The organism is Sphingobacterium sp. B16(2022), from assembly GCF_012030425.1.
GTDB lineage: Bacteria > Bacteroidota > Bacteroidia > Sphingobacteriales > Sphingobacteriaceae > Sphingobacterium > Sphingobacterium anhuiense.
In genome coordinates this window covers 371,166-392,219 of sequence record NZ_JAAUVN010000005.1, presented here as the reverse complement: position 1 = coordinate 392,219, position 21,054 = coordinate 371,166, and the positions used below count along the sequence as shown (strand labels likewise).

15 protein-coding genes are annotated in these 21,054 nt (G+C 36.0%); all 15 read right to left on the bottom strand.

What is annotated here, in order from left to right:
- Positions 1–892: 892 nt before the first annotated feature.
- Positions 893–2,641, bottom strand: a complete 1,749-nt coding sequence (locus HCX49_RS22365) for an ATP-binding protein (protein ID WP_132771814.1) — start codon at positions 2,639–2,641, stop codon at positions 893–895.
- A complete protein-coding gene (locus HCX49_RS22360) occupies positions 2,641–3,762 on the bottom strand; it encodes a sensor protein KdpD (protein WP_132771815.1) in 1,122 nt (373 codons plus the stop codon). Before HCX49_RS22360 ends, HCX49_RS22365 begins: the two co-directional genes overlap by 1 nt.
- Positions 3,763–3,839: 77 nt before the next feature.
- Positions 3,840–4,928 (bottom strand): porin, encoded by a 1,089-nt coding sequence (locus HCX49_RS22355; protein ID WP_132771816.1) that lies wholly within the window; start codon positions 4,926–4,928, stop codon positions 3,840–3,842.
- Between the two features lie 196 nt (positions 4,929–5,124).
- On the bottom strand, positions 5,125–5,691 hold the full coding sequence (locus tag HCX49_RS22350) for a K(+)-transporting ATPase subunit C (protein WP_031289228.1): 567 nt from the start codon (positions 5,689–5,691) through the stop codon (positions 5,125–5,127).
- Between the two features lie 13 nt (positions 5,692–5,704).
- Positions 5,705–7,714, bottom strand: a complete 2,010-nt coding sequence (kdpB, locus tag HCX49_RS22345; protein WP_132771817.1) for a potassium-transporting ATPase subunit KdpB — start codon at positions 7,712–7,714, stop codon at positions 5,705–5,707.
- 78 nt (positions 7,715–7,792) lie between these two features.
- Positions 7,793–9,481, bottom strand: a complete 1,689-nt coding sequence (gene kdpA, locus HCX49_RS22340) for a potassium-transporting ATPase subunit KdpA (protein ID WP_132771818.1) — start codon at positions 9,479–9,481, stop codon at positions 7,793–7,795.
- 39 nt (positions 9,482–9,520) lie between these two features.
- Positions 9,521–9,598, bottom strand: coding sequence for a K(+)-transporting ATPase subunit F (kdpF, locus tag HCX49_RS25865; protein WP_084825336.1), 78 nt, complete (start codon positions 9,596–9,598; stop codon positions 9,521–9,523).
- A 14-nt stretch (positions 9,599–9,612) separates the two neighbouring features.
- Positions 9,613–9,972 carry a hypothetical protein gene (locus HCX49_RS22330; protein ID WP_132771819.1) on the bottom strand — a complete coding sequence of 120 codons (360 nt, stop codon included), beginning with the start codon at positions 9,970–9,972 and terminating at the stop codon, positions 9,613–9,615.
- Positions 9,973–10,840: 868 nt separating this feature from the next.
- Positions 10,841–12,181: a sigma-54-dependent transcriptional regulator gene (locus tag HCX49_RS22325; RefSeq protein ID WP_132771820.1), complete on the bottom strand. Its 1,341-nt coding sequence runs from the start codon at positions 12,179–12,181 to the stop codon at positions 10,841–10,843.
- Positions 12,182–12,255: 74 nt separating this feature from the next.
- Positions 12,256–13,176 (bottom strand): YARHG domain-containing protein, encoded by a 921-nt coding sequence (locus HCX49_RS22320; RefSeq protein WP_021191543.1) that lies wholly within the window; start codon positions 13,174–13,176, stop codon positions 12,256–12,258.
- 1 nt (position 13,177) lies between these two features.
- Complete coding sequence (locus HCX49_RS22315; protein ID WP_237682874.1) at positions 13,178–13,738, bottom strand: DUF2306 domain-containing protein; 561 nt, start codon at positions 13,736–13,738, stop codon at positions 13,178–13,180.
- A 133-nt stretch (positions 13,739–13,871) separates the two neighbouring features.
- Positions 13,872–15,143 (bottom strand): glucose-1-phosphate adenylyltransferase, encoded by a 1,272-nt coding sequence (locus tag HCX49_RS22310; protein WP_021188128.1) that lies wholly within the window; start codon positions 15,141–15,143, stop codon positions 13,872–13,874.
- 1 nt (position 15,144) lies between these two features.
- Entirely contained in the window at positions 15,145–16,563 is a 1,419-nt protein-coding gene (locus HCX49_RS22305) for a glycogen synthase (protein ID WP_132771821.1), read from the bottom strand.
- Positions 16,563–18,473 carry a 1,4-alpha-glucan branching protein GlgB gene (glgB, locus tag HCX49_RS22300; protein WP_132771822.1) on the bottom strand — a complete coding sequence of 637 codons (1,911 nt, stop codon included), beginning with the start codon at positions 18,471–18,473 and terminating at the stop codon, positions 16,563–16,565. Before glgB ends, HCX49_RS22305 begins: the two co-directional genes overlap by 1 nt.
- A gap of 34 nt (positions 18,474–18,507) precedes the next feature.
- Positions 18,508–20,964 carry a glycoside hydrolase family 31 protein gene (locus HCX49_RS22295; protein WP_168128191.1) on the bottom strand — a complete coding sequence of 819 codons (2,457 nt, stop codon included), beginning with the start codon at positions 20,962–20,964 and terminating at the stop codon, positions 18,508–18,510.
- Between the last annotated feature and the right edge of the window lie 90 nt (positions 20,965–21,054).

Below are 21,054 nucleotides of genomic sequence, written 5' to 3'. Positions count from 1 at the left end.
GACTTTGCAGAACGATAATGCTCATCCATTTGTCTAACACAGCTCAACTTAAATTCAAAACTGTGCTTGTTTTTCTTATTCATAAAAATGCCCCCAGAAAGTGTCTAACTTTTTGGGGGCACTGCATAAAGACAGCCTCTTCTTTTGTTATATACTCAGATTAGCCCAATTTTCTACGTAACATGGCAAGGGAACGGATATGATTTATCTTGTCGCGGTATGCCGTATTCATAAATCCTTCTGCTAATTTTATTTCGGCATACGGCATATCAAAGCTGTCGTATGGGTTTTACGTCAATTCCGAATACAAAATAAGCTCCCCAATATGATGTTCAATAAATTCAACTAAAAATCAGACTTTCCCTAAGTGCATCTATTCTGTACGAGAAGCTTTTTTAATTTAAACAAGAGGCTAAATAATATCAGAATTTTACTCGCCAGTAAACTAAATTAACTTAATAGTAAAATAATATTTCTCTAAAAGCATGTTACGTAGCAATACCTATAAGCCATGCAGAGTTAATAATAAGCAATAGCGTAAAATGAACTACCGTAAGAATAAAAACAGACGGCCAAATTTCAATATACATTGGCCAGCGTGATGAATCAATTGGACATGGCGAATTACTACACCGCTGCAACGCAAAATGGTTTACCAAAAACGCGAAGACAAACGGCTAAGTTGGTATATACATTGACCAGAGTGATAAATCAATGCGCCATCGCGCATTGCTATCATACCTTTAAGCAAAATGAATGCGCAACACCACTTGTTACAACTACCAAGCACACAGGAACCTTTACCCTATTGTGGCCACTCCAAATCTCAAAGCGAAAATTATGGAATGAAAAACATATTAGATTTTCTCAATCTCAAGTCTTGCTACAGACACTAGTTTTTTTTAAAATTATTGGTATCAATACGATTCAATGTAAAAGAAAAAGTACTTCCTGAACCATATTCACTATCAACAGTTATAGTCCCCCCCTGTGCTTCGATAAACTCTTTACTGATACTTAAACCCAAACCTGTACCTTCTTTTTTTGTTCCCGGAATTCGAAAATACCGTTCAAATATTTTATCCTTATACCGATCTTCTATACCTTGTCCAGCATCTTTAATTGCAAATTTCACTTTATCCTCACTAGATCCAATAGAGATCCCAATGATAGCATTTTCATAGGAATAACGTACTGCATTTGAAAGTAAGTTGGTCAATACCCAGGCTGTTTTTTCATTATCAGCGAGCACATCTGGTAGGTTATTTTCCATTTGCAATTGCAATTCTATATGTTTTTGTTCTGCCATCGCTTTTGTTGCCCGTATAGCATATTCTATGAGTTCGCTCACATTGGTCGGTGCTACATTTAACTGAATGGTCCCACTTTCAACCTGCGTCATATTCAAAAGCTCACCTGTAATTTTCAACAACCTCCCGGTATCCTCGCGGATACTTTGAACAAGATTATTTTGATCTTCATTGAGTACACCAATTTGTTTATTTTCTAAAAGTTGTAACCCCATCTTTATGGAGGCAATCGGTGTTTTAAGTTCATGCGATATGGTTGCTATAAAATTCGTTTTAGCGAAATCCATTTCTTTAAACTGGGTAATATTACGCAACATGATGACCTGTCCTATAAATTGAGAATCTAATTCTCCCGTCGGTACAATATTGATATCGACAATTTCCTTCTCAAAATAACTTTCTTTACCATTTGCATAAATCTTAAGAAGAGTAGCTTCTCGTTGTTTCTGATCCTGAAAAATATCTTTGATAAAATCACGTATCAGATCATTTGTCACCGCTACATCCTGTATTTGCTTTCCAATTAGCTGTTCATTTTGTAAACCAGAAATTTTCAAAGCTTCTTCATTCGCGAATAATACCACCTTCTGTTCATCAATCCCAATTACAGGATCATGCATGTTATTAATAAGAGTATCTATTCGTTTTTTCCCTTTTAATATTTTATCCAATTTACTTTCGGCATATTCTTCTAGTTTTTCAGCCATTGTATTAAAAGAATTTGCAAGCTCTCCAAATTCATTACGTTTATCATAATGTATTCGTTTTTTATAGTTTTCATTTGCAATCTGCTTAATGCTTTCTGTCAATTCTTTAATAGGATTTGCAATATTTGATGGCAGGTTAACGATCAGAACAAAAGCAATCAGAAAACACAATGTTCCGGTAATGGAAATGACAGCAATGGCTTTTTCTGCAGTTACAGAAGCAATATCACTTTTACGTTCTATGGCTTCCATATTGAGACGCATCAATTCAGTAATGTCTTTTCTTATTTTGGAAAGCAGCGTAACATCCGCTTTATTTTCAGTAAACTGATAGAAATGTTTTTCGACCATCTTTGTAGCCTGCACCTCTCCGATTTCAGTAACATTATGCTTTTGTTTCTCTAGATTTTCCTTAAAATCATGTAACGCTACTGGATCAACATCATATTCTTCCAATGCCAACAGCATATTGCGGGCATATTGCAAAGTATTATAATTGGCAACGAGAATATTATTGGTATCCCTTTTCAACTGATTGACATACCAGCCACTTACCACAACCAATAGTACAATCATCAGAAAAAGTGACCCAACACCAAAAGTTAATTTTGTCTTTATACGCATTATGAAAGAATTATAAGATCAATTTTTTCGTTTGAAAGCTTCGTCAGAAGTTTATTAAAAGTATTTGTTGCCCAAATGATTTTGATTAATCCCAAATGTGGCTTACCTATACAAACTGTCGTTATCTGTTTTGCTTCACATTGCTCAATAATGGCTGTAGCGATCTTGCTATGATTAACCTTTATAATCTCGGCGCCCAATTCTGTTGCTAATTTAAAATTATTAATCAAATGTCGCTGTTTATCCAGCGCTATTTTAGAAACACTTTCTTTAGGCGTTTGTACATAGAGAACAAACCATTTACTATTATAATAGTTTGCTAACCTTGCAGTCTTACGAATTACGATCGTAGCAGTCTTCTCATTTGAACTTACACAAGCTAGAAATTGCTCCTTCTTCATATATTTATGATGAATAACCTCCGTCTCAACTTTCCTTTGCACCTGTGAAGCAACTTCTTTTAAAGCCAGTTCACGTAATTGCAAAATATGATCACTATTAAAAAAATTTGCTAATGCCATTTCTATCTTAGCAGCATCATAAATTTTACCATCTTTCAATCTATTTATCAACTCTTCAGCTGTTAAATCAATATTAACGACCTCATCGGCCAATCCCAGCACACTATCGGGTATACGTTCCTGTACATCAACACCTGTTATATTCTTAATCTCATCATGCAGACTTTCAATGTGCTGAATATTGACTGCGCTGATCACACTGATACCTGCATCCAATATATCGACAACATCCTGCCAACGCTTAGCATTGACACTTCCTTCAATATTACTATGAGCAAGTTCATCAATTATGACAATTTCAGGATGTATGTTAATAACCGCCTGAACATCCAATTCTTCAAGCTCTTTTCCCTTATAAAAAAGTTTACGTCTGGTTATCAACGGAATACCATCCAATAATGCATGTGTTTCTTTTCTATTATGAGTTTCAATATAACCTATTTTAATATCTACCCCACTATGTAGAAGCATATGTGCCTCTTGTAGCATACGATAAGTCTTCCCTACACCAGCGCTCATACCGATATACAGTTTAAATTTTCCTTTCCTAGATTTTTTTATCAGCCCTAAGAAATGTTCCGCATCTTTTCTTTCTTCCATATAAGTGTAGATCATGTTATTAGCTCTCTTGTTATTTTATAAACCAGTATAAAACAACAAGAGAAATAATAATTTGATTAAAAACGTAATGCCAAAGAAGTAATTCCAATCATATTATCTTTTTCCAAAGAATCATTTCGATCAGCAAAAATAGCATCTTTACTCTGTAGTCTCTTTAACTCTGTTCGCCATACTAAATTTGAGAAAACCACATAATCTACTGAAAAGGAATAACCAAATGTTTGAAAACCATTTGTAGTTCCGGTATTAATAATTATCCCTTTCTTATCTTGATAATATTCACCTCGTAAAGCTATAGCAAAATCATCATGAGGTTTATAGGAAGCGATCAAAACTGGAGTAAACCATGTGTTATAATGACTGCTTCCTTTTTCTTTTTGTTCAGCACCAATATCAAACCCTGTTATAACCGTAAATTTATCATGCAGTTGGAACTGTCCATAAAAATTATGAAAATACCGCATCTGACGAACAGAATCGGCTTTATCATTACCAATAAACGAACTGCTGTTTAAAGTTATTTTATCCGTGGGCCTATACGTTAACTGATGCCCAAAAGCGGGGGTACTGTTTCCGTCAATCCGCTGAATTCTTTGCCAGCCATTTAAAACTAATCCGCTCATCATCCATTTACCGTCATCGGTCGTATACGATATCTTAGCTCCTGTTTCAAAATAAGGAGAGTTATCCGCTCCTATACTACGTGTCAGGGTATAGCAATCCTTACTAATGGCGCTTTCAAATCCAATATGAGATGGCAAAACACCAGCATCAATCCATAAATTATGCTTTTCTGAAATCTTGATACCGACATTTGCTTCGTAGATATTTTTCAACGTTACTGGTTCAGCAGCATAATTTGCATTCATATAAGTACCAGCCGCCAATGCCAGGTTAGTCCTGATTCTATCAGATTCATAATTTAATTTAATCATTCCAAGATTTAAATTAACCTCATTATTACGATGATGACTGTATACATATCCTGGTCGGGAATTATTTTTAGGGTTAGAAAAATCGTACTGACTGTATACTTCAACATAGCCACTAATCGTTAACGGATTTTTGATCTCAACGTTTTCTTGTGCTTGCAAAATATGGATAGTTCCTAATAACAATAGGGAACTGATGATATATTTTTTCATCTTAATTTTATCATTTTGTTGATAGAGCATTCGTGTATATCATGCTTAACATCCATAGCAGATGATTTTACAGCTTGATTTCACATTTGTTAATTGATTGTATAAGGATGCTATGAAATATCCAGACTGCGTACACATCACTCTTGACAGAATTACATTTATTCGAATGTGTATGACATGGATATTTCATATTAAATTATTTTGCAGATAATTGGTCTAATGCAATATTCAACTTTAATACATTTATTTTCGCAGGACCAAATAGTCCGATTAATGGTTTTTCGGTATGCTCATGAATTAATGTCATTAAGTCTGCTTCTGCAATATTTCGGATCTTAGCAATACGTTTCACCTGAACCTGAGCTGCCTGTACTGAAAAGTGAGGATCTAAGCCACTCGCACTTGCAGTAATAAGATCAGCAGGTATTTGTGCTTTTGTAATAGCGGGATTATGCACCAAAAATGTATCTATCCTACCTTTTACCTCTGCCAGATATGACGGGTTTGAAGGGCCTTTGTTACTTCCCGCAGATCCTGCTGCATTATAGCCAGCCGCAGAAGGACGGGACCAGAAATAGTGATCATTTGTAAAGGCCTGACCAATATTGCTGTAATAAGTCCTACCTTTAAAAGTAATGATTTCACCTTTACCTTCATTTGGAGCTGCTTGAGCAATGGCCCATACAGCAAAAGGATAGATGACTGCAAAAAAAACAATTAGGATAAAAGTCAGCTTTATAGCTGGTAAAATATGCTTTTTCATGATTTCGTTTTTTTTAAATAAATAAGGATACAATAAGATCAATCAATTTGATGCCTACAAATGGCACCAAAATACCCCCTACTCCAAAAATGAGCAGATTACGCCGTAACAGTGCACTTGCACCTATGGGTTTATAGGCCACCCCTTTCAAAGCCAATGGAATTAAAAATGGAATAATTAGGGCATTGAATATCACGGCAGATAAGATGGCACTCTCTGGACTATGTAATTGCATAATATTTAATCCTTGCAAAGCTGGAATAGCCGTAATGAATAAAGCAGGAATAATCGCAAAATATTTCGCCACATCGTTTGCAATACTAAAAGTAGTAAGTGTGCCACGAGTCATCAATAATTGTTTACCGATCTCCACAACTTCGATCAATTTCGTCGGATCATTATCCAAATCAACCATGTTGCCTGCTTCCTTAGCAGCTTGCGTCCCACTATTCATTGCAACACCAACATCTGCCTGAGCCAGTGCTGGAGCATCATTTGTACCATCTCCCATCATGGCAACCAGACGGCCATTAGCTTGTTCCATTTTGATGTAGTTCATCTTATCCTCTGGCTTAGCCTCAGCAATAAAATCATCGACTCCGGCCTTTTCGGCAATATATTTTGCCGTCAATGGATTATCGCCGGTTACCATAACTGTTTTGATACCCATTTTCCGTAAACGTTCGAACCGCTCTTGAATCCCTGGTTTAATAACGTCCTGCAATTCAATGACGCCTAAAGCAATTTCGTTTTCACAAACAACTAAGGGTGTACCTCCATTTTGAGAAATTTCAGTAACCTGATCGGTTATATCTACTGGAAATACATTTCCGGCCTGCGTAACGATATTACGGATCGCATCAGTCGCACCTTTACGAATACGAGTCTGATCAAAATCGATCCCTGAACTTCTTGTCTCTGCCGTGAATTTGATAAAAACGGGTGCATTGATTGGATATGCCAACGGATTAACACCAGCCAACTCAATGATTGATTTTCCTTCAGGAGTTTCATCACTCATTGAACTTAATACAGCAGCTTTAATCAGTTGCTCTTCGGCTATGCCCTTCGTTGGGTAAAAATGTGTTGCTTTACGGTTACCAATGGTAATGGTACCAGTTTTATCCAATAATAGGACATCAATATCTCCAGCCGTCTCTACTGCTTTTCCGCTTTTAGTAATGACATTTGCCCGCAACGCTCTATCCATTCCTGCGATACCAATTGCGGATAATAATCCGCCAATCGTAGTGGGTATTAAGCAGATAAATAGTGAAATAAAAGCTGCAATTGTGATGGGCGCATTGGCATAATCTGCAAAAGGTTTTAAAGTCACAGTAACAATAATGAATACCAAGGTAAAACCTGCTAAAAGAATGGTCAATGCAATTTCATTTGGTGTTTTTTGACGACTTGCTCCTTCTACCAAAGCGATCATTTTATCTAAAAAACTTTCACCTGGTTCGGTAGTTACTTTTACCTGTATCTTATCGGACAATACTTTTGTTCCGCCTGTTACACTACTTTTATCCCCTCCAGCTTCACGTATGACAGGAGCCGACTCTCCAGTGATCGCGCTTTCGTCTATCGTTGCCAAGCCCGCAACAATCTCTCCATCAGAAGGAATGATATCACCTGCTTCACATATAAAGATATCACCTTTCACAAGTTGTGAAGAAGAAATCATACTTCCATTTGCTAATTTTGCAGGGGTTTCCTCTCTTGTTTTACGTAAACTGTCTGCTTGTGCTTTTCCTCTAGCTTCAGCAATCGCTTCCGCAAAATTGGCAAACAACAGAGTAAGCAATAAAATCAAAAATATGGTGAAGTTATAACCAAAACTACCTTGTGATGATTCTCCTGACAATATCCATAAACTGACTACTAGCATCACAAAAGTTCCGATCTCTACCGTAAACATTACGGGATTACGAAACATCAGTTTGGGGTTCAATTTCACGAAAGACTGTTTGCAAGCCTGCAATAACATATCACTCTGAAATAATGATTGATTCTTATTCATTTTTAATTATTTATATTGATGAAGTAAATGATCGTGTCTGTATACATTACCCAGCGATCCGTTACTATTCAAATGAGATTAACGCATAGAAAAATATTCAGCAATAGGACCTAACGCTAATGCTGGGAAAAATGATAATGCAGCTACAATAATGATTACTGTAAATACCAAAATCCCAAAAGTTGCTGTATCTGTCTGTAAAGTTCCCTCGCCCTCAGGAATGAATTTTTTCTTAGCCAACAAACCTGCAATTGCTACTGGTCCGATAATCGGCAAGAAGCGTGATAAGATCAAAACGATACCAGTGCTGATATTCCACCAAGGTGTATTATCACCTAAACCTTCGAATCCACTTCCATTATTTGCCGATGAAGATGTATATTCATATAAGATCTCACTGAAACCATGAAAACCAGGATTGTTTAGTGTTGATGCACCTTGTCCGGGAAATGCGGTTGCTAAACCTGCACTGATTAAGATTAGAAATGGGTGAATCAATGCAATAATCATCGCAATCTTCATTTCTCTAGCTTCTATTTTTTTTCCTAAAAACTCGGGTGTGCGCCCCACCATCAGGCCACTGATAAATACAGCAAGAATAATGAAGATGAAAAAGTTAAGGATACCAACTCCTGCACCTCCATAAAAACTATTTATCATCATTGCTAATAATTCATTCATTCCGGAAAGTGGCATTGAACTATCGTGCATGGAATTGACAGATCCAGTTGAAATCACTGTTGTCACAATACTCCAGAACCCAGATGTTGCTGCTCCAATTCGGATTTCTTTTCCTTCCATTGCACCTAATGACTGATCAATTCCCAAACTCGTTAAAGCAGGGTTACCATCCATTTCCATCTTGATATTGGGAATTGCCAACATCAAAAATCCTACAGTCATCACGGCAAACATCATCCAGGACAATTTTCTCCTCTTAATAAAATAGCCGAAAGCAAATATCATGGCAAATGGTACGATCATCTGCGCGGCCATTTCGATCATATTGCTTAAATAGGTCGGATTTTCAAAAGGGTGAGCTGAATTGGTTCCAAAAAAACCACCACCATTTGTTCCAATATGTTTGATTGCAACAAACGCTGCGGCAGGTCCTCGCGATACTTCAACGGTATCACCTTGCAGACTTACAATCGTATCCTTACCCTCAAACGTCATGGGTGTTCCTTGAAAAGCAAGTATAATAGCTACAATAAAGGATAATGGAAGCAGAATTCGTGTACAGGATTTTATAAAATATTCATAAAAATTACCTAAATCTGTAGCTGTTTTATCTCTAAAAGCTCTAAAAAGAGTTACTACTGCAGCCATACCTGTACCTGCACTGACAAACTGTAAAAACATCAACCAATATTGTCCCAAATAACTCACCCCAGTTTCACCAGAGTAATGTTGTAAATTACAGTTCACAACAAAAGAGATTACCGTGTTGAATGCCAAATCTGCTGTCATGCTTGGATTTTGATCTGGATTTAAAGGTAATCTTCCTTGCATCATCAGTACCAGCATTCCCACCAGAAACCAAATCATATTGATAGTGAGCATCGCAACCATATGCTGCTTCCAACTCATTTCAACTTTTGGGTTTATACCTGTTAGTTTATAAAATAATCTTTCAATCGGATTGAAAACGGGATCAAAGATTGTCTTATTTCCAGCAAATACTTTCGCAATATATTTCCCTAAAGGAATTGCTAAAGCGATCGTACCAAGAAACATGACGATTATGGCTATTATTTCTGTATTCATAATTAAATTTTAAATATTATTTCATTCACAGTTTGATTGTTAAAACTGCTCGGGCTTTAGTAATACATACACGATGTATGCAAACACGCCTACTGCTACTATGAGTAATGCTATCATCGTTTGCTATAATTTTAATTTTCCATTATCGTTTTGAGGTATTCCTTCCTCAATTCTTTTGGCAATATGGCCAGATGCTTTTTTAAACTTGCTGGACTTTCTTCTATGGACAGCTTAGTCAGAAATTCATTTTCGATCGCATTACGTGTATATTGGTTTCCTCCCTGATATATCAAATTCACCACTTTTGCAATTTCTTCGGCGTCTGCATACTCATATTCATTACCTGAGTTCATCTTTTTTAAGCATTGTTCGGCTAATTTCCCTAATACGATATAATCAGCTACGGTATGATCGCCTAATTCTTTATCTGAAATCCAATTACTGGACTCTGGTATCCATTCTTCCAGGGTACTTATCATTTTTGTTTTCATTCTATTATTTTTTCATTTGTTGATGACTGCTCGAGTAGTACATAATAGCTGCTATATATCAAGATTATCTACTTCTTGGCTTCACCTTAAATCTGATCAAAAAAGTCAATTGATTTAAAAAACAGTGCAAAACAAATTACACCGACAAGTGTCAATATTATGGCTATCATCTTTATCAATTTATGTGCTGAGAATATCTACAAATTTTACAAGCGCAAAAGTCACAATTGCAACAAAGGCAATTTTCAATAGTCCGGACGTTATGCCGGATTTCCAGTACCTGTCGTACTGCCTGATTTTTTTCCATTTTGAATTTAACATGAGTATTCATTTTGGAAGTGCTGGATGCCAATTTTATTCCAAGTCTAATAACAGGAAAATAAAATACTCAATAAGAGTAACTTAAGGCAATAACGCAAATAATTAAAAACAGAAAAACCTATCAAAATGATAGGCTCATTATCATAATAGAAGGAATTTTAAGAGGTATGATGCAGAGTGATATAAGGTTAAAAGGAATTTTTACAGAGAATTATTACACTGCTCGAAAGTTGTAAGGAACAACATGTCTGAAAGAGCCAAGAATAGTGGCATTATAATGAAAGTAATATAAAAATGGCCGTATAATGAATATAAGGCCGATATACAGATAAATTGGTATTAACGAGATCCAATTGACATTCCTATAACAACAATTGGATTTTTTTATCTTAAACTATAAACTTCTAAGTTCTCTGAGGAATAGTCTATTCTTTCCAAAATCAGTTCAATACAAGTTTGAAATATACTTAACAAAGTAATTATTAAACAATCATCCGAGAGGAAGATTACAATATGTAAGGCCTCCGTAAGACCAGAGACCTCTAGCTCATGATATTAATTTATACTCTTCAATCTTACGATAGAGTGTTGCAATACCAATTTCCAAAAGACGAGCAGCCTCTGCTTTGTTTCCCTGAGTATGGTGTAGTACTTTTTGAATATGCACTTTTTCTACACTTGCCATGGAGAAGGCAGATAACATTTTTACACCTGAATCAACGGCTATACTAGCAAAAGGAAGCGTGTCAACACACAATACATCATTATCTGATAAAATCACACTACGTTCTATGCAATTTTTAAGTTCACGAATATTTCCTTTCCATTGATGGTTTTCCAATGCAGTAATATATTCAGGCGAGATTTGTAATTCTTTTCTCTTAGCACGCAAAGAAAAGATTTGTGTAAAATGATTTGCCAATAAATGAATATCTTGCTTACGTTCACGCAGTGCTGGCAAATAAATACTGAATACCGAAAGACGATAAAATAAGTCACTTCTGAAATGTTCATTTGCTATTTCTTCTTCCAAATTACGATTCGTAGCTGCAATAATACGAACATCTACACGTGTTACTTTTGTTTCTCCAATTTTTAAAAATTCGCCAGTTTCTAATACCCTTAAAATTTTGGCTTGCAATTCCACTGGCATTTCGCCGATTTCATCAAGAAAAATAGTGCCTTTATTTGCCTCTTCAAAAAGTCCTCTTTGATCTTTCATTGCACCGGTAAAAGAACCGGCCTTATGTCCAAATAATTCACCTTCCAATAGTTCTTTACTAAAAGCAGCACAATTAATGGCGACAAAATTAAACTTACTACGGTTACTTGCCTGATGTATCGCTTGTGCAAACACTTCTTTTCCAGTTCCTGTATCACCTGTTAATAACACTGTTGTATCAGTAACAGCAACTCTTTTTGCTAAATCAATTGCATTTAATATTGGTTTCGATTTTCCGACAATCTTGTCAAAGGAATAGCGGTCTCCTAGCTGTTTTTCGAGTTTTTGAACTCTTTTTGCCAATGCTACCTTTTCGCTTGCATTATTTACTAATGGAATAATCTTATTGTTATCGTCTCCTTTGGTAATGTAATCAAAAGCTCCATTTTTAATTGCCTGTACGCCATCCGGAATATTTCCATATGCTGTCAACAAGATAATTTCAATTAACGGGTACTTCTCTTTTATTACTTTTGTGCTATCTACACCACTTCCGTCGGGTAATTTAACATCACAGATTACAACATCAATATCTTGCTCTTCCAAGCGTTTCAATCCTTTCTTTAAATCTGAAGCTTGAAATACCTCAAAGCCTTCTAGGGTAATAATTCTAGCAAGTAGTGTACGAATCTTTTCTTCGTCGTCGATGATTAGGATAGTGCTCAATGATTAAATTTTAGATATCAAACTTAAGTAAATTTTAGGCGAAACTTATTATGTATATCAGATACAATTTGTACCTAACGACCAAAATGATCATAGTTATCAGTTGCAAACTTTTCAAAACGTGTTAATAGGGCAATATTATCACGTTCCAATTGCGTTAGCTCTTTTGTTACATCATTGGAAACCGGCACATACCAATCCACCGGATCAAAGAATTGACGCACATTAATTTTAGTAAAAGCATATCCATGACGTGCAAAAATAGTATTTCGAATAATCTCTAAATCCAACTTCTTCAAATTTTTTAAATCGGCTTCTGTGAGCTTTGTTTTTGACGCATTGAGCGTATATACAACAGGCGATGCTGCACGATATAAATCATTAATAAAGGTGTAAGTTGAATCTCCGTCTGCCATCGTCTTTGATTCCTTTTTTGACGCATACCAATCAATTAATGGTTCGCTATTTTCATCATTAGGTAACATGAGATTAGCATTATAAACGAACTGTTTTTTTATTAATTTGAAATTCCTTTTTTTCACATTTACACTTTGATCAAATGCTGTCCAAGCCCCCTCTAAAGTATCTTTATTCAATTTGAACTCAAATCTTCCGTCAGATTTTTTATCTCCGGGCTCATCCAAGATAAAGGTGATCAAATTTCCATTTTCTTCTATTTTCCCTACCAAAGGTCTTAAATTTCCTTTTACCACATTTTGCGCAATGACTGTATCGGCTGTAATTCTTTTAATTGTCAAATTAATTTTAGGACTATAATCGAATTCAGCAGGAAACTCGCCTTGCTTTTCAAGAATTTCTTCCGAAACTTTTTCATCTACAGTAAAATCGCCTACCCAATTTCCATATAATTCTGGATGAATCTCATTTTCGACCATAGCTCCCGAAACTGATTGGTCTGAAGATTTTTTATCTGTTTTACTATTACAAGAGGTTAGCATGACGAATGCCAGTGCAATATAGAAAAGTCTTTTCATATTATTTATTACGGTTAATTATCCATTCTGCAATTAGTAGATTTGGAATCCAGCCTAACCAGGCCACCAATTGGTATAGGTCCATGGGATAGGGATGAAAGAAATAAACTAATACAAGTTTCCAATAGCGCAAAGTTAATGCCGAACATGTCAATGCAAAACTTCTGATCATAAAATTTTTATGCGCTTTAAAATCTCCCGTTTTTGCTCTTAGAACAGCTTGAAGTGTAACGTAAAACCAAAATATTGCAAGTAATGTAAAGGCAATCTGAGCAACTGGTCCACCGTTAGCTTGCATTGCGATTAAAAAACCAGAGGGTGCTGCAACAATTAAAATAGCACCAGCATATAAATAACCAAATGCTCTATGTAAACGTGGGTATGTTCTTAAAATGGTGCTATTAAATTGTGTAAATCCAGCTGGAAGCGCTAAAATTGCAAAAGTAACATGGGCATAAAACACAAATCTGTACCAGAAGATCTCTGTTATTTCAGTTTGTTTAATCTGTAAAAAAGAAGTATCTAATTCAAAATTTCGATATTGCCAAATAATTTCTGCCATTAGAATACAGCTATATCCAAACAGTAATAATAGTATTAAATTACCTATGATTTTTTTCCAACCCAAAGTCATCTCTTCCAATTTGATTTAATTAAGGTAATTTAAAAAATTACCTTAATTTTCAAAATTTCAATTAACAGCCAATGGTAATGCCGTTCACAATAACCGCTTCTTTCTTTACGACCACGATACCGTCACAAACAGCATAGGTCTCATAATCTCCATCTTTAAGATGCTTCCCTCCTTTTATACGAACATTATTACCAATACGACAGTTTTTATCTAGGATTGCATTTTCAATATAACATCGTTCACCGACGCCTACTGGCGGAGGTGCCTGCGTACTTCCTAATTCCAAAACTTCCTCCAGTTGTTCATAATAATCACTCCCCATCATATAGGTGTTTTTAATCACTGTACCATGTCCTATACGGGAGCGAATACCAATGATGGAACGCTGAATTTTATCGCCATTAAGAATACATCCATCTGCAACAATTGTATTGTTTAATGTAGTTCCTGATATTTTAGAAGGAGGCAACATCCGTGCTCTTGTATAAACTGTTTCATTAAACAAATTAAAATCAGGGATATCATCGGTTAAACCAATATTTGCTTCAAAAAAAGAACTAATTGTACCAATGTCGGTCCAGTACCCATCAAATTGATAACTCAGTACATTTTTGGAATCTATACTTTCAGGAATGATTTCTTTCCCAAAATCCATACCTGGATTTTCTTTGAGTAAGGAGGCCAATACTCCTTTTGAAAAAACATAAATCCCCATAGAAGCTAAATAATGTCTACCGCGCTTATCCATCTCTTCTGATACTTCGGACCCCCAGTTTAACAGTTCTTCTTTATTAGGCTTTTCTATAAAGGAGGTAATAACATTATTTTCATCCGATTTTAAAATTCCAAATCCTGTTGCATCTTTACCAGTGACAGGAATAGTTGCAATGGTGACATCTCCTTTGTTTTTAACATGAAAGTCGACTAATGCAGCATAATCCATTTGATACAATTGATCACCTGAAAGAATAAGTACATAGTCATAATCGACATTCAGCAGATTTTTCTGTGTTCTCCTCACAGCATCAGCTGTTCCTTCGAACCACCGATCGCCTTCATTATTTTGATCTGCAGCTAATATATCTACAAATCCTTTACTAAAAATACTGAAATTATAAGCGTTTTTAATGTGCTTATTTAAAGATGCCGAATTATACTGTGTCAGAACAAAGATTTTATTATATCCGGAATTTAAGCAATTCGAAATCGGAATATCCACCAAACGGTATTTACCAGCAATTGGTACAGCTGGTTTTGAGCGCTGTTCGGTCAAGGGATACAAACGAGTACCTCGTCCACCCCCCAAAACAATAGAGACTACTTTGTGTGACATATTATTTCAATAATTTAGTGTACAAATCCAAATATTTTTGAGCTGACTTATTCCATGAAAAATCCAAATGCATTTCCCTTTGTCTAATTTCTGACAACAAATCGGCCTGGTTAACTATTTCTAAAGTCCTTATCACACCCTGTACTGCATCTTCAACATGTGCTTCGGGAAATACGATACCGTATCCACCTGTATCTTTCACATCAATAACTGTATCTTTGAGCCCGCCAATACCTCTTACGACTGGAATTGTCCCATACTGTAGGGCATATAATTGGTTTAATCCACAAGGCTCCACTCTTGAGGGCATCAATAACAGATCTGTTGCTGCATATACTTGATGTGCAAGTGATTCATTATACCCAAAATAAACTGCAAGCTGTTTTGGGTATTTTTCTAAAACCTGTTGCAAAGCATCCTGAATATCTTGATCTCCTGAGCCTAAAATAAATATACTCATTTTGGATTTAATATTTCCCAAAAGTTGATCAATTATTTCAGCTAATAAATCTGCTCCTTTTTCTATAGCAAATCGGCCTATAAATGACATTAATGGTAAAGAAGGATCTAATTTATACTGTTCACATAAGCTTTTTTTATTTTGTGATTTACCTTTTTCAACTGTATTAAGATTATAATTCGAATCAATTAAAGTATCTAACTGCGGATTCCAATAATCTGTATCGATCCCGTTAACAATGCCGTATCCTTTTTGCGATTCGGATGCAAACAAAGATTGTAGATCATTTGCTTCGATAAATAATTCTTTTAGATATCCATCTGAAACCGTAGAAAATGCATCGCAACATTTAACCGCTGCTGCCATGGGATTTATTACACCATCCCAATCAAGCAATCCCCATCGCCAAGTATCGAAACTTGGCAATAAAATACCTTTACTCCAATTCATCCAGCCTTGATACTGCCCATTGTGAACTGTAAAAAGTGTTTTAACATGCGAAAACTGTTGAAATTCATAACTGTATTTCAATAAAAAAGGAACCAATCCAACATGATGATCATGACAATTGATCAAATCGGGTTGTATGCCATCTGCTTTTAACCAATGTAAAAAAGCATGTTGAAATGATAGCCATTGCTCAGATTCATCTGGGTAACAGTATACTTCCTCACGATCTAATTTACCGGGTATGCGAATGAGATATAATGGAAATCCAAGTAGATCATCTGCTTCCTTCAAAATTTCATAATGCAATAATTCCGATCCTTGATAGAAAGCTCCGGAAGCAATATGATCAAACTTATTTTCTTGTGTAAATTTCCGATTGTACCAAGGCATAACAACGGATGCGTCAACACCAAGTTTACGCTGATATTTAGGTAAAGCTCCCAATACGTCTGCCAGTCCGCCTACCTTTGCTACCGGAAAACATTCAACACTTAAATGTATTACTTTCATTATGCTTTTCGTTTTAATATTATACCTCCTAAAGGTGGTAAAGTTATCGTTATCGATTGCTCAAAACCCATCCAGTGAACATGTGTTGAATTGTAAGCTTCGCCGATCAGTCCACTCCCATTAAATTCTAATTGATCTGAATTCAAAATTTCCTCCCATACGCCATTTTTTGGTATACCTATCCTAAATTCTTTTCTAACAACTGGGGTTAGATTTAATATGACTAATAAGTTGTCTTTTTCTTCATATCCCTTGCGTAAATACGCGTACACGCTATTGGTATAATCTCCTTGTTCTACCCATTGAAACCCATCGCCTACAAAAGCTTTCTGATAAAGTGCAGGTTGACTTTTGTACACACGATTTAAGGCGGTAACAAATCTAAGCATACCTTTATGTGGCGAATAATCCAGTAAGTGCCAATCCAAAGATTTGTTTTCATTCCACTCTGCTGTTTGTGCAAATTCATCACCCATAAATAACAGTTTCGTCCCGGTTAATGTAAACATATACAAATAAAGTGCTCTTAAATTTGCGAATTTTTGCCATTCATCACCCGGCATCTTATACAAAAGAGATTTTTTTCCATGCACAACTTCGTCATGAGATAAGGGCAACATAAAATTTTCATGATATGCATACACAGTTGCAAAAGTCAATTTGTGATGATGATATCGGCGATTAATAGGATCTTCTTTGAAATAATCTAACGTATCATGCATCCAACCCATCATCCATTTCATGCCAAAACCTAATCCTCCTACAGATGTTGGCTTACTTACACCAGGCCAAGATGTTGATTCCTCTGCGATGGTATGAACATCTGGGAAATGATGATAAACAGCTTCGTTAAATTCTTTTAAAAACTCTACAGCTTCCAAATTTTCTCTTCCTCCAAATTTATTGGGTTCCCACTCGCCTTCATTACGCGAATAATCAAGATAAAGCATGGAAGCAACGGCATCCACACGCAAACCATCCACATGATACCGGTCCAACCAAAAGAGCGCATTACTAATGAGGAATGATCGCACTTCGTTTCGACCATAATTAAAGATATATGATTTCCAATCTGGATGAAAGCCCTTTCTTATATCTTCGTGCTCGTAAAGGAAACTACCATCGAAACGATATAATCCATGAGCGTCACCAGGATAATGTGAAGGTACCCAATCTAAAATTACACCGATATTATGCTTATGTAAAGATTCGATCAAATACATTAAATCTTGTGGTCCCCCATAGCGTGAAGATGCAGCAAAATAACCCGCAATCTGATAACCCCAAGATGGATAAAAGGGGTGTTCCATAACAGGAAGAAACTCGACATGTGTAAATCCTGTTTCTATTATATAGGGAACTAATCGATCTGCAATTTCGCGATAGGAAAGCAAACGATCGGGATCTGAAGGATCACGTTGCCAGGAACCCAAGTGCATTTCATACACCGACATAGGTTTATCCAAACTATTAAACTGAGCTCTTTGTGACATCCAGTTTTTGTCCTCCCACTCATACCAAGTTGTACCGACAATTGACGCAGTTTGTGGTGGTAACTCACTAATCAACGCAAAAGGATCAGCTTTTTCCAATTGCTCTCCTGCCATCGAATTAATATGATATTTATATACTTCTCCTATTCCAATATTTGGAATAAATCCCTCCCAGATACCACTTCCGTCCCAACGCACATGCAAAAGGTGTGTATAAGGATTCCAGCCATTGAAATTTCCAATGACGGAAACTTGACTTCCATAAGGTGCCCATACGGCAAAATAAACTCCTGATTGACCGCTATACTCAACAACATGAGATCCAAATTTCTCATATAATTTGTAATGTCTTCCAGCTCTAAATAATGATATGTCGAATGCTGTAAGTAACGAAAATACTTCTACTGGTTGACCCATGATCAGATTAGGTGTTAGGTTTAATAATCGTAAATTATGTTATAATTAAGTTTCTGAAATCTTTTTCTACTTGGATGTAATCATTGCCTGATTCATCTTTTAACAAGTTGAGTTCAACACCATCTGCCTTAACTGTTCTTACTTCAAATGGAATGCCGATCAGATAAATTTTGTAATCATCAAATCTTTCATTGTAAAGTCCTTCCACTTGTTGCAGTATCACTAAGCTATTATCTGTCCCTTCTAAGAGGAAGTGTTTTTCAGCATAGACACTTTGTTCATAAGCAAAGGTATCGCCATGATCAGCATAGGTATAAGAGTCAAACTTACCTCTACTGAAATAAACATTCAATTTCAATGCATCAATTTTTTGCTGAAATGTATATTGCATCACGGGATATTCAGGAATTATACTTCCTCCTTTTACAAAAATCGGCATTTCATCTAGGGGAGTATCAATAGTATGTTCCTGTAAACCTACATATTTCTGTAAATTGAAATAATAATACCATTCTCCTTCTGGAAGATAAACCACTTTATTCTTTTGTCCAGGATTAAGAACAGGTGAGACTAAAATTTTATCTCCGAAACAAAACTCTTCCTCTCGTATTAAATTTTTAGGGATATGTTGTTCCACCAAGGAAATCGGTCTTAAAATAGGTTCTCCATAACGATGTTGTTGCCAAAAAATGGTATAGATATAAGGTAGTAATTTATACCTCATTTCAATAAATTTCTTACATATTGCTTCCCATTCAGGGCCAAAACTCCATGGTTCACGGTCGCGGGTATCACCTGCGGAATGTACACGCATGAATGGAGAAAAGACGCCAAATTGCATCCAACGTGTAAACAATTCTCCATCCGGTTCTCCTGTAAATCCTCCAATATCGGTTCCGCAAAAAGAAAGTCCCGAAACGGATAATCTCTGCAACTGCAAAAGACCAATACGAAGATGTTCCCATGTTGCAATATTATCTCCGGTCCATACCGAAGAAAAACGCTGTGTACCCGAATACGCTGCTCTCGTGATAGTAAAAGGTCTTTTATTTTTATATAGCTTTTTTAAACCATCATATGTAGCACGTACCATCTGCATGCCATATATATTGTGCGCTTTCCTGTGGGAACCTCGATAGCCATCATAGTTATGTCTTACGTCATCCGGAAATGTACCTCTTCCAAAAACAGCAGGTTCATTCATATCGTTCCAAAATCCAGCAACTCCGTCATCAACCAAGCCTTTGTATAAAGTACCCCACCATTCCCTTACAGTTGGATTTGTAAAATCGGGAAACTGACATCTTCCAGGCCATACAAAACCTTCCATAAAATAATCATCACCTCGACGACAGAAATACCTATTTTGCTGTCCTTCCTTGAACACCCAATAATTTTCATCAACCTTAATACCAGGATCTATCATAACCACTGTTTTAAAGCCGTTGGCGGCCAAATCTGATATCATTTTTTTAGGATCCGGAAAATATTTTTTGTCCCAGGTGAAACAGCGATAGCCATCCATATAATCGATATCAAGGTAAATAGCATCGCAAGGAATTTCTCTTTTTCTAAATTCTGCTGTTATATCTCTTACATTCTGCTCAGGATAATAACTCCATCGACATTGATGGTAACCAATCCCCCATAATGGAGGCATATAATGGGTTCCAGTGATACTATGATAACGTTTTACCACATCGATCATATTTGGGCCATGAATATAATAATATTGCATCTCACCGCCTTCGGACCAGAAGCTTGTACGTTGTTTATTTTCTGAAGCAAAATCGAAGAATGTTCTGAATGTATTATCAAAGAAAATACCGTAGGCTTCTCCACCAGTCACTCCGATATAAAAAGGAATTGTTTTATAAAGGGGATCTTGATTAAAAGCATAGCCGTAGGTATCCGAATTCCAGTTTTTAAATCGTTTACCTCGAAGATTTAAATTGGTGGCTTTGTCTCCCAGGCCGAAGAAAGCTTCATCTTCATGTGCCTTTTTACTGCAATATACATAATAACCGCCAAAGTCTGGATTTTCCTCCCAATGCATTGGTTTATCATCGGTATTGAATACTTTACCTAAAAAATCTTGAAATGAAACCAAAAAATCTGCTTTACGGATAGCGCAGATCACTTTATTTGTTTTGACGTAATAACTTGTTTCATCTTCATCTACAGAAAACGATACTGCGTGCTGATCTGTATCGATAACAGCATAAGAAAAGTCATCTAAAAAAGATCCTTGAGGAGCCAAACGAACGCGAATAATTTCATCAGAAACTATTCGAATTTCCACTTTAGCAATACCATCTGTAAAATAAAATGTATTCCGATCCTTAGAGCATGCTCTTACTCTAGCCAGGTATTTTTTCTCTATAGTAGGAAGGTCTAATACAGGATTATTAACATGATGTACATTATCTTCAGACGAGTTTGCATCTAACAGATCATTTGCAATTTCCTCTTTTTTTATCGAGTCTCCCATAGTATTTATCTTTAAATAATTTAATCAGTTTAAGCTGAACTTAAATTACGATAAATAAAACAAAAACTCGCTACATCATGTGGTAAAGAA

Excerpts from the sequence above, each read along its gene's own strand:
- HCX49_RS22305 (WP_132771821.1), bottom strand. The coding sequence starts at position 16,563 with ATGAAAGTAATACATTTAAGTGTTGAATGTTTTCCGGTAGCAAAGGTA.
- glgB (WP_132771822.1), bottom strand. The coding sequence starts at position 18,473 with ATGGGTCAACCAGTAGAAGTATTTTCGTTACTTACAGCATTCGACATA.
- kdpF (WP_084825336.1), bottom strand. The coding sequence starts at position 9,598 with ATGATAGCATTACTCATAGTAGCAGTAGGCGTGTTTGCATACATCGTG.
- kdpB (WP_132771817.1), bottom strand. The coding sequence starts at position 7,714 with ATGAATAAGAATCAATCATTATTTCAGAGTGATATGTTATTGCAGGCT.
- HCX49_RS22355 (WP_132771816.1), bottom strand. The coding sequence starts at position 4,928 with ATGAAAAAATATATCATCAGTTCCCTATTGTTATTAGGAACTATCCAT.
- HCX49_RS22360 (WP_132771815.1), bottom strand. The coding sequence starts at position 3,762 with ATGGAAGAAAGAAAAGATGCGGAACATTTCTTAGGGCTGATAAAAAAA.
- HCX49_RS22320 (WP_021191543.1), bottom strand. The coding sequence starts at position 13,176 with ATGAAAAGACTTTTCTATATTGCACTGGCATTCGTCATGCTAACCTCT.
- HCX49_RS22310 (WP_021188128.1), bottom strand. The coding sequence starts at position 15,143 with ATGTCACACAAAGTAGTCTCTATTGTTTTGGGGGGTGGACGAGGTACT.
- HCX49_RS22365 (WP_132771814.1), bottom strand. The coding sequence starts at position 2,641 with ATGCGTATAAAGACAAAATTAACTTTTGGTGTTGGGTCACTTTTTCTG.
- HCX49_RS22350 (WP_031289228.1), bottom strand. The coding sequence starts at position 5,691 with ATGAAAAAGCATATTTTACCAGCTATAAAGCTGACTTTTATCCTAATT.
- kdpA (WP_132771818.1), bottom strand. The coding sequence starts at position 9,481 with ATGAATACAGAAATAATAGCCATAATCGTCATGTTTCTTGGTACGATC.
- HCX49_RS22315 (WP_237682874.1), bottom strand. The coding sequence starts at position 13,738 with ATGGCAGAAATTATTTGGCAATATCGAAATTTTGAATTAGATACTTCT.
- HCX49_RS22295 (WP_168128191.1), bottom strand. The coding sequence starts at position 20,964 with ATGGGAGACTCGATAAAAAAAGAGGAAATTGCAAATGATCTGTTAGAT.
- HCX49_RS22330 (WP_132771819.1), bottom strand. The coding sequence starts at position 9,972 with ATGAAAACAAAAATGATAAGTACCCTGGAAGAATGGATACCAGAGTCC.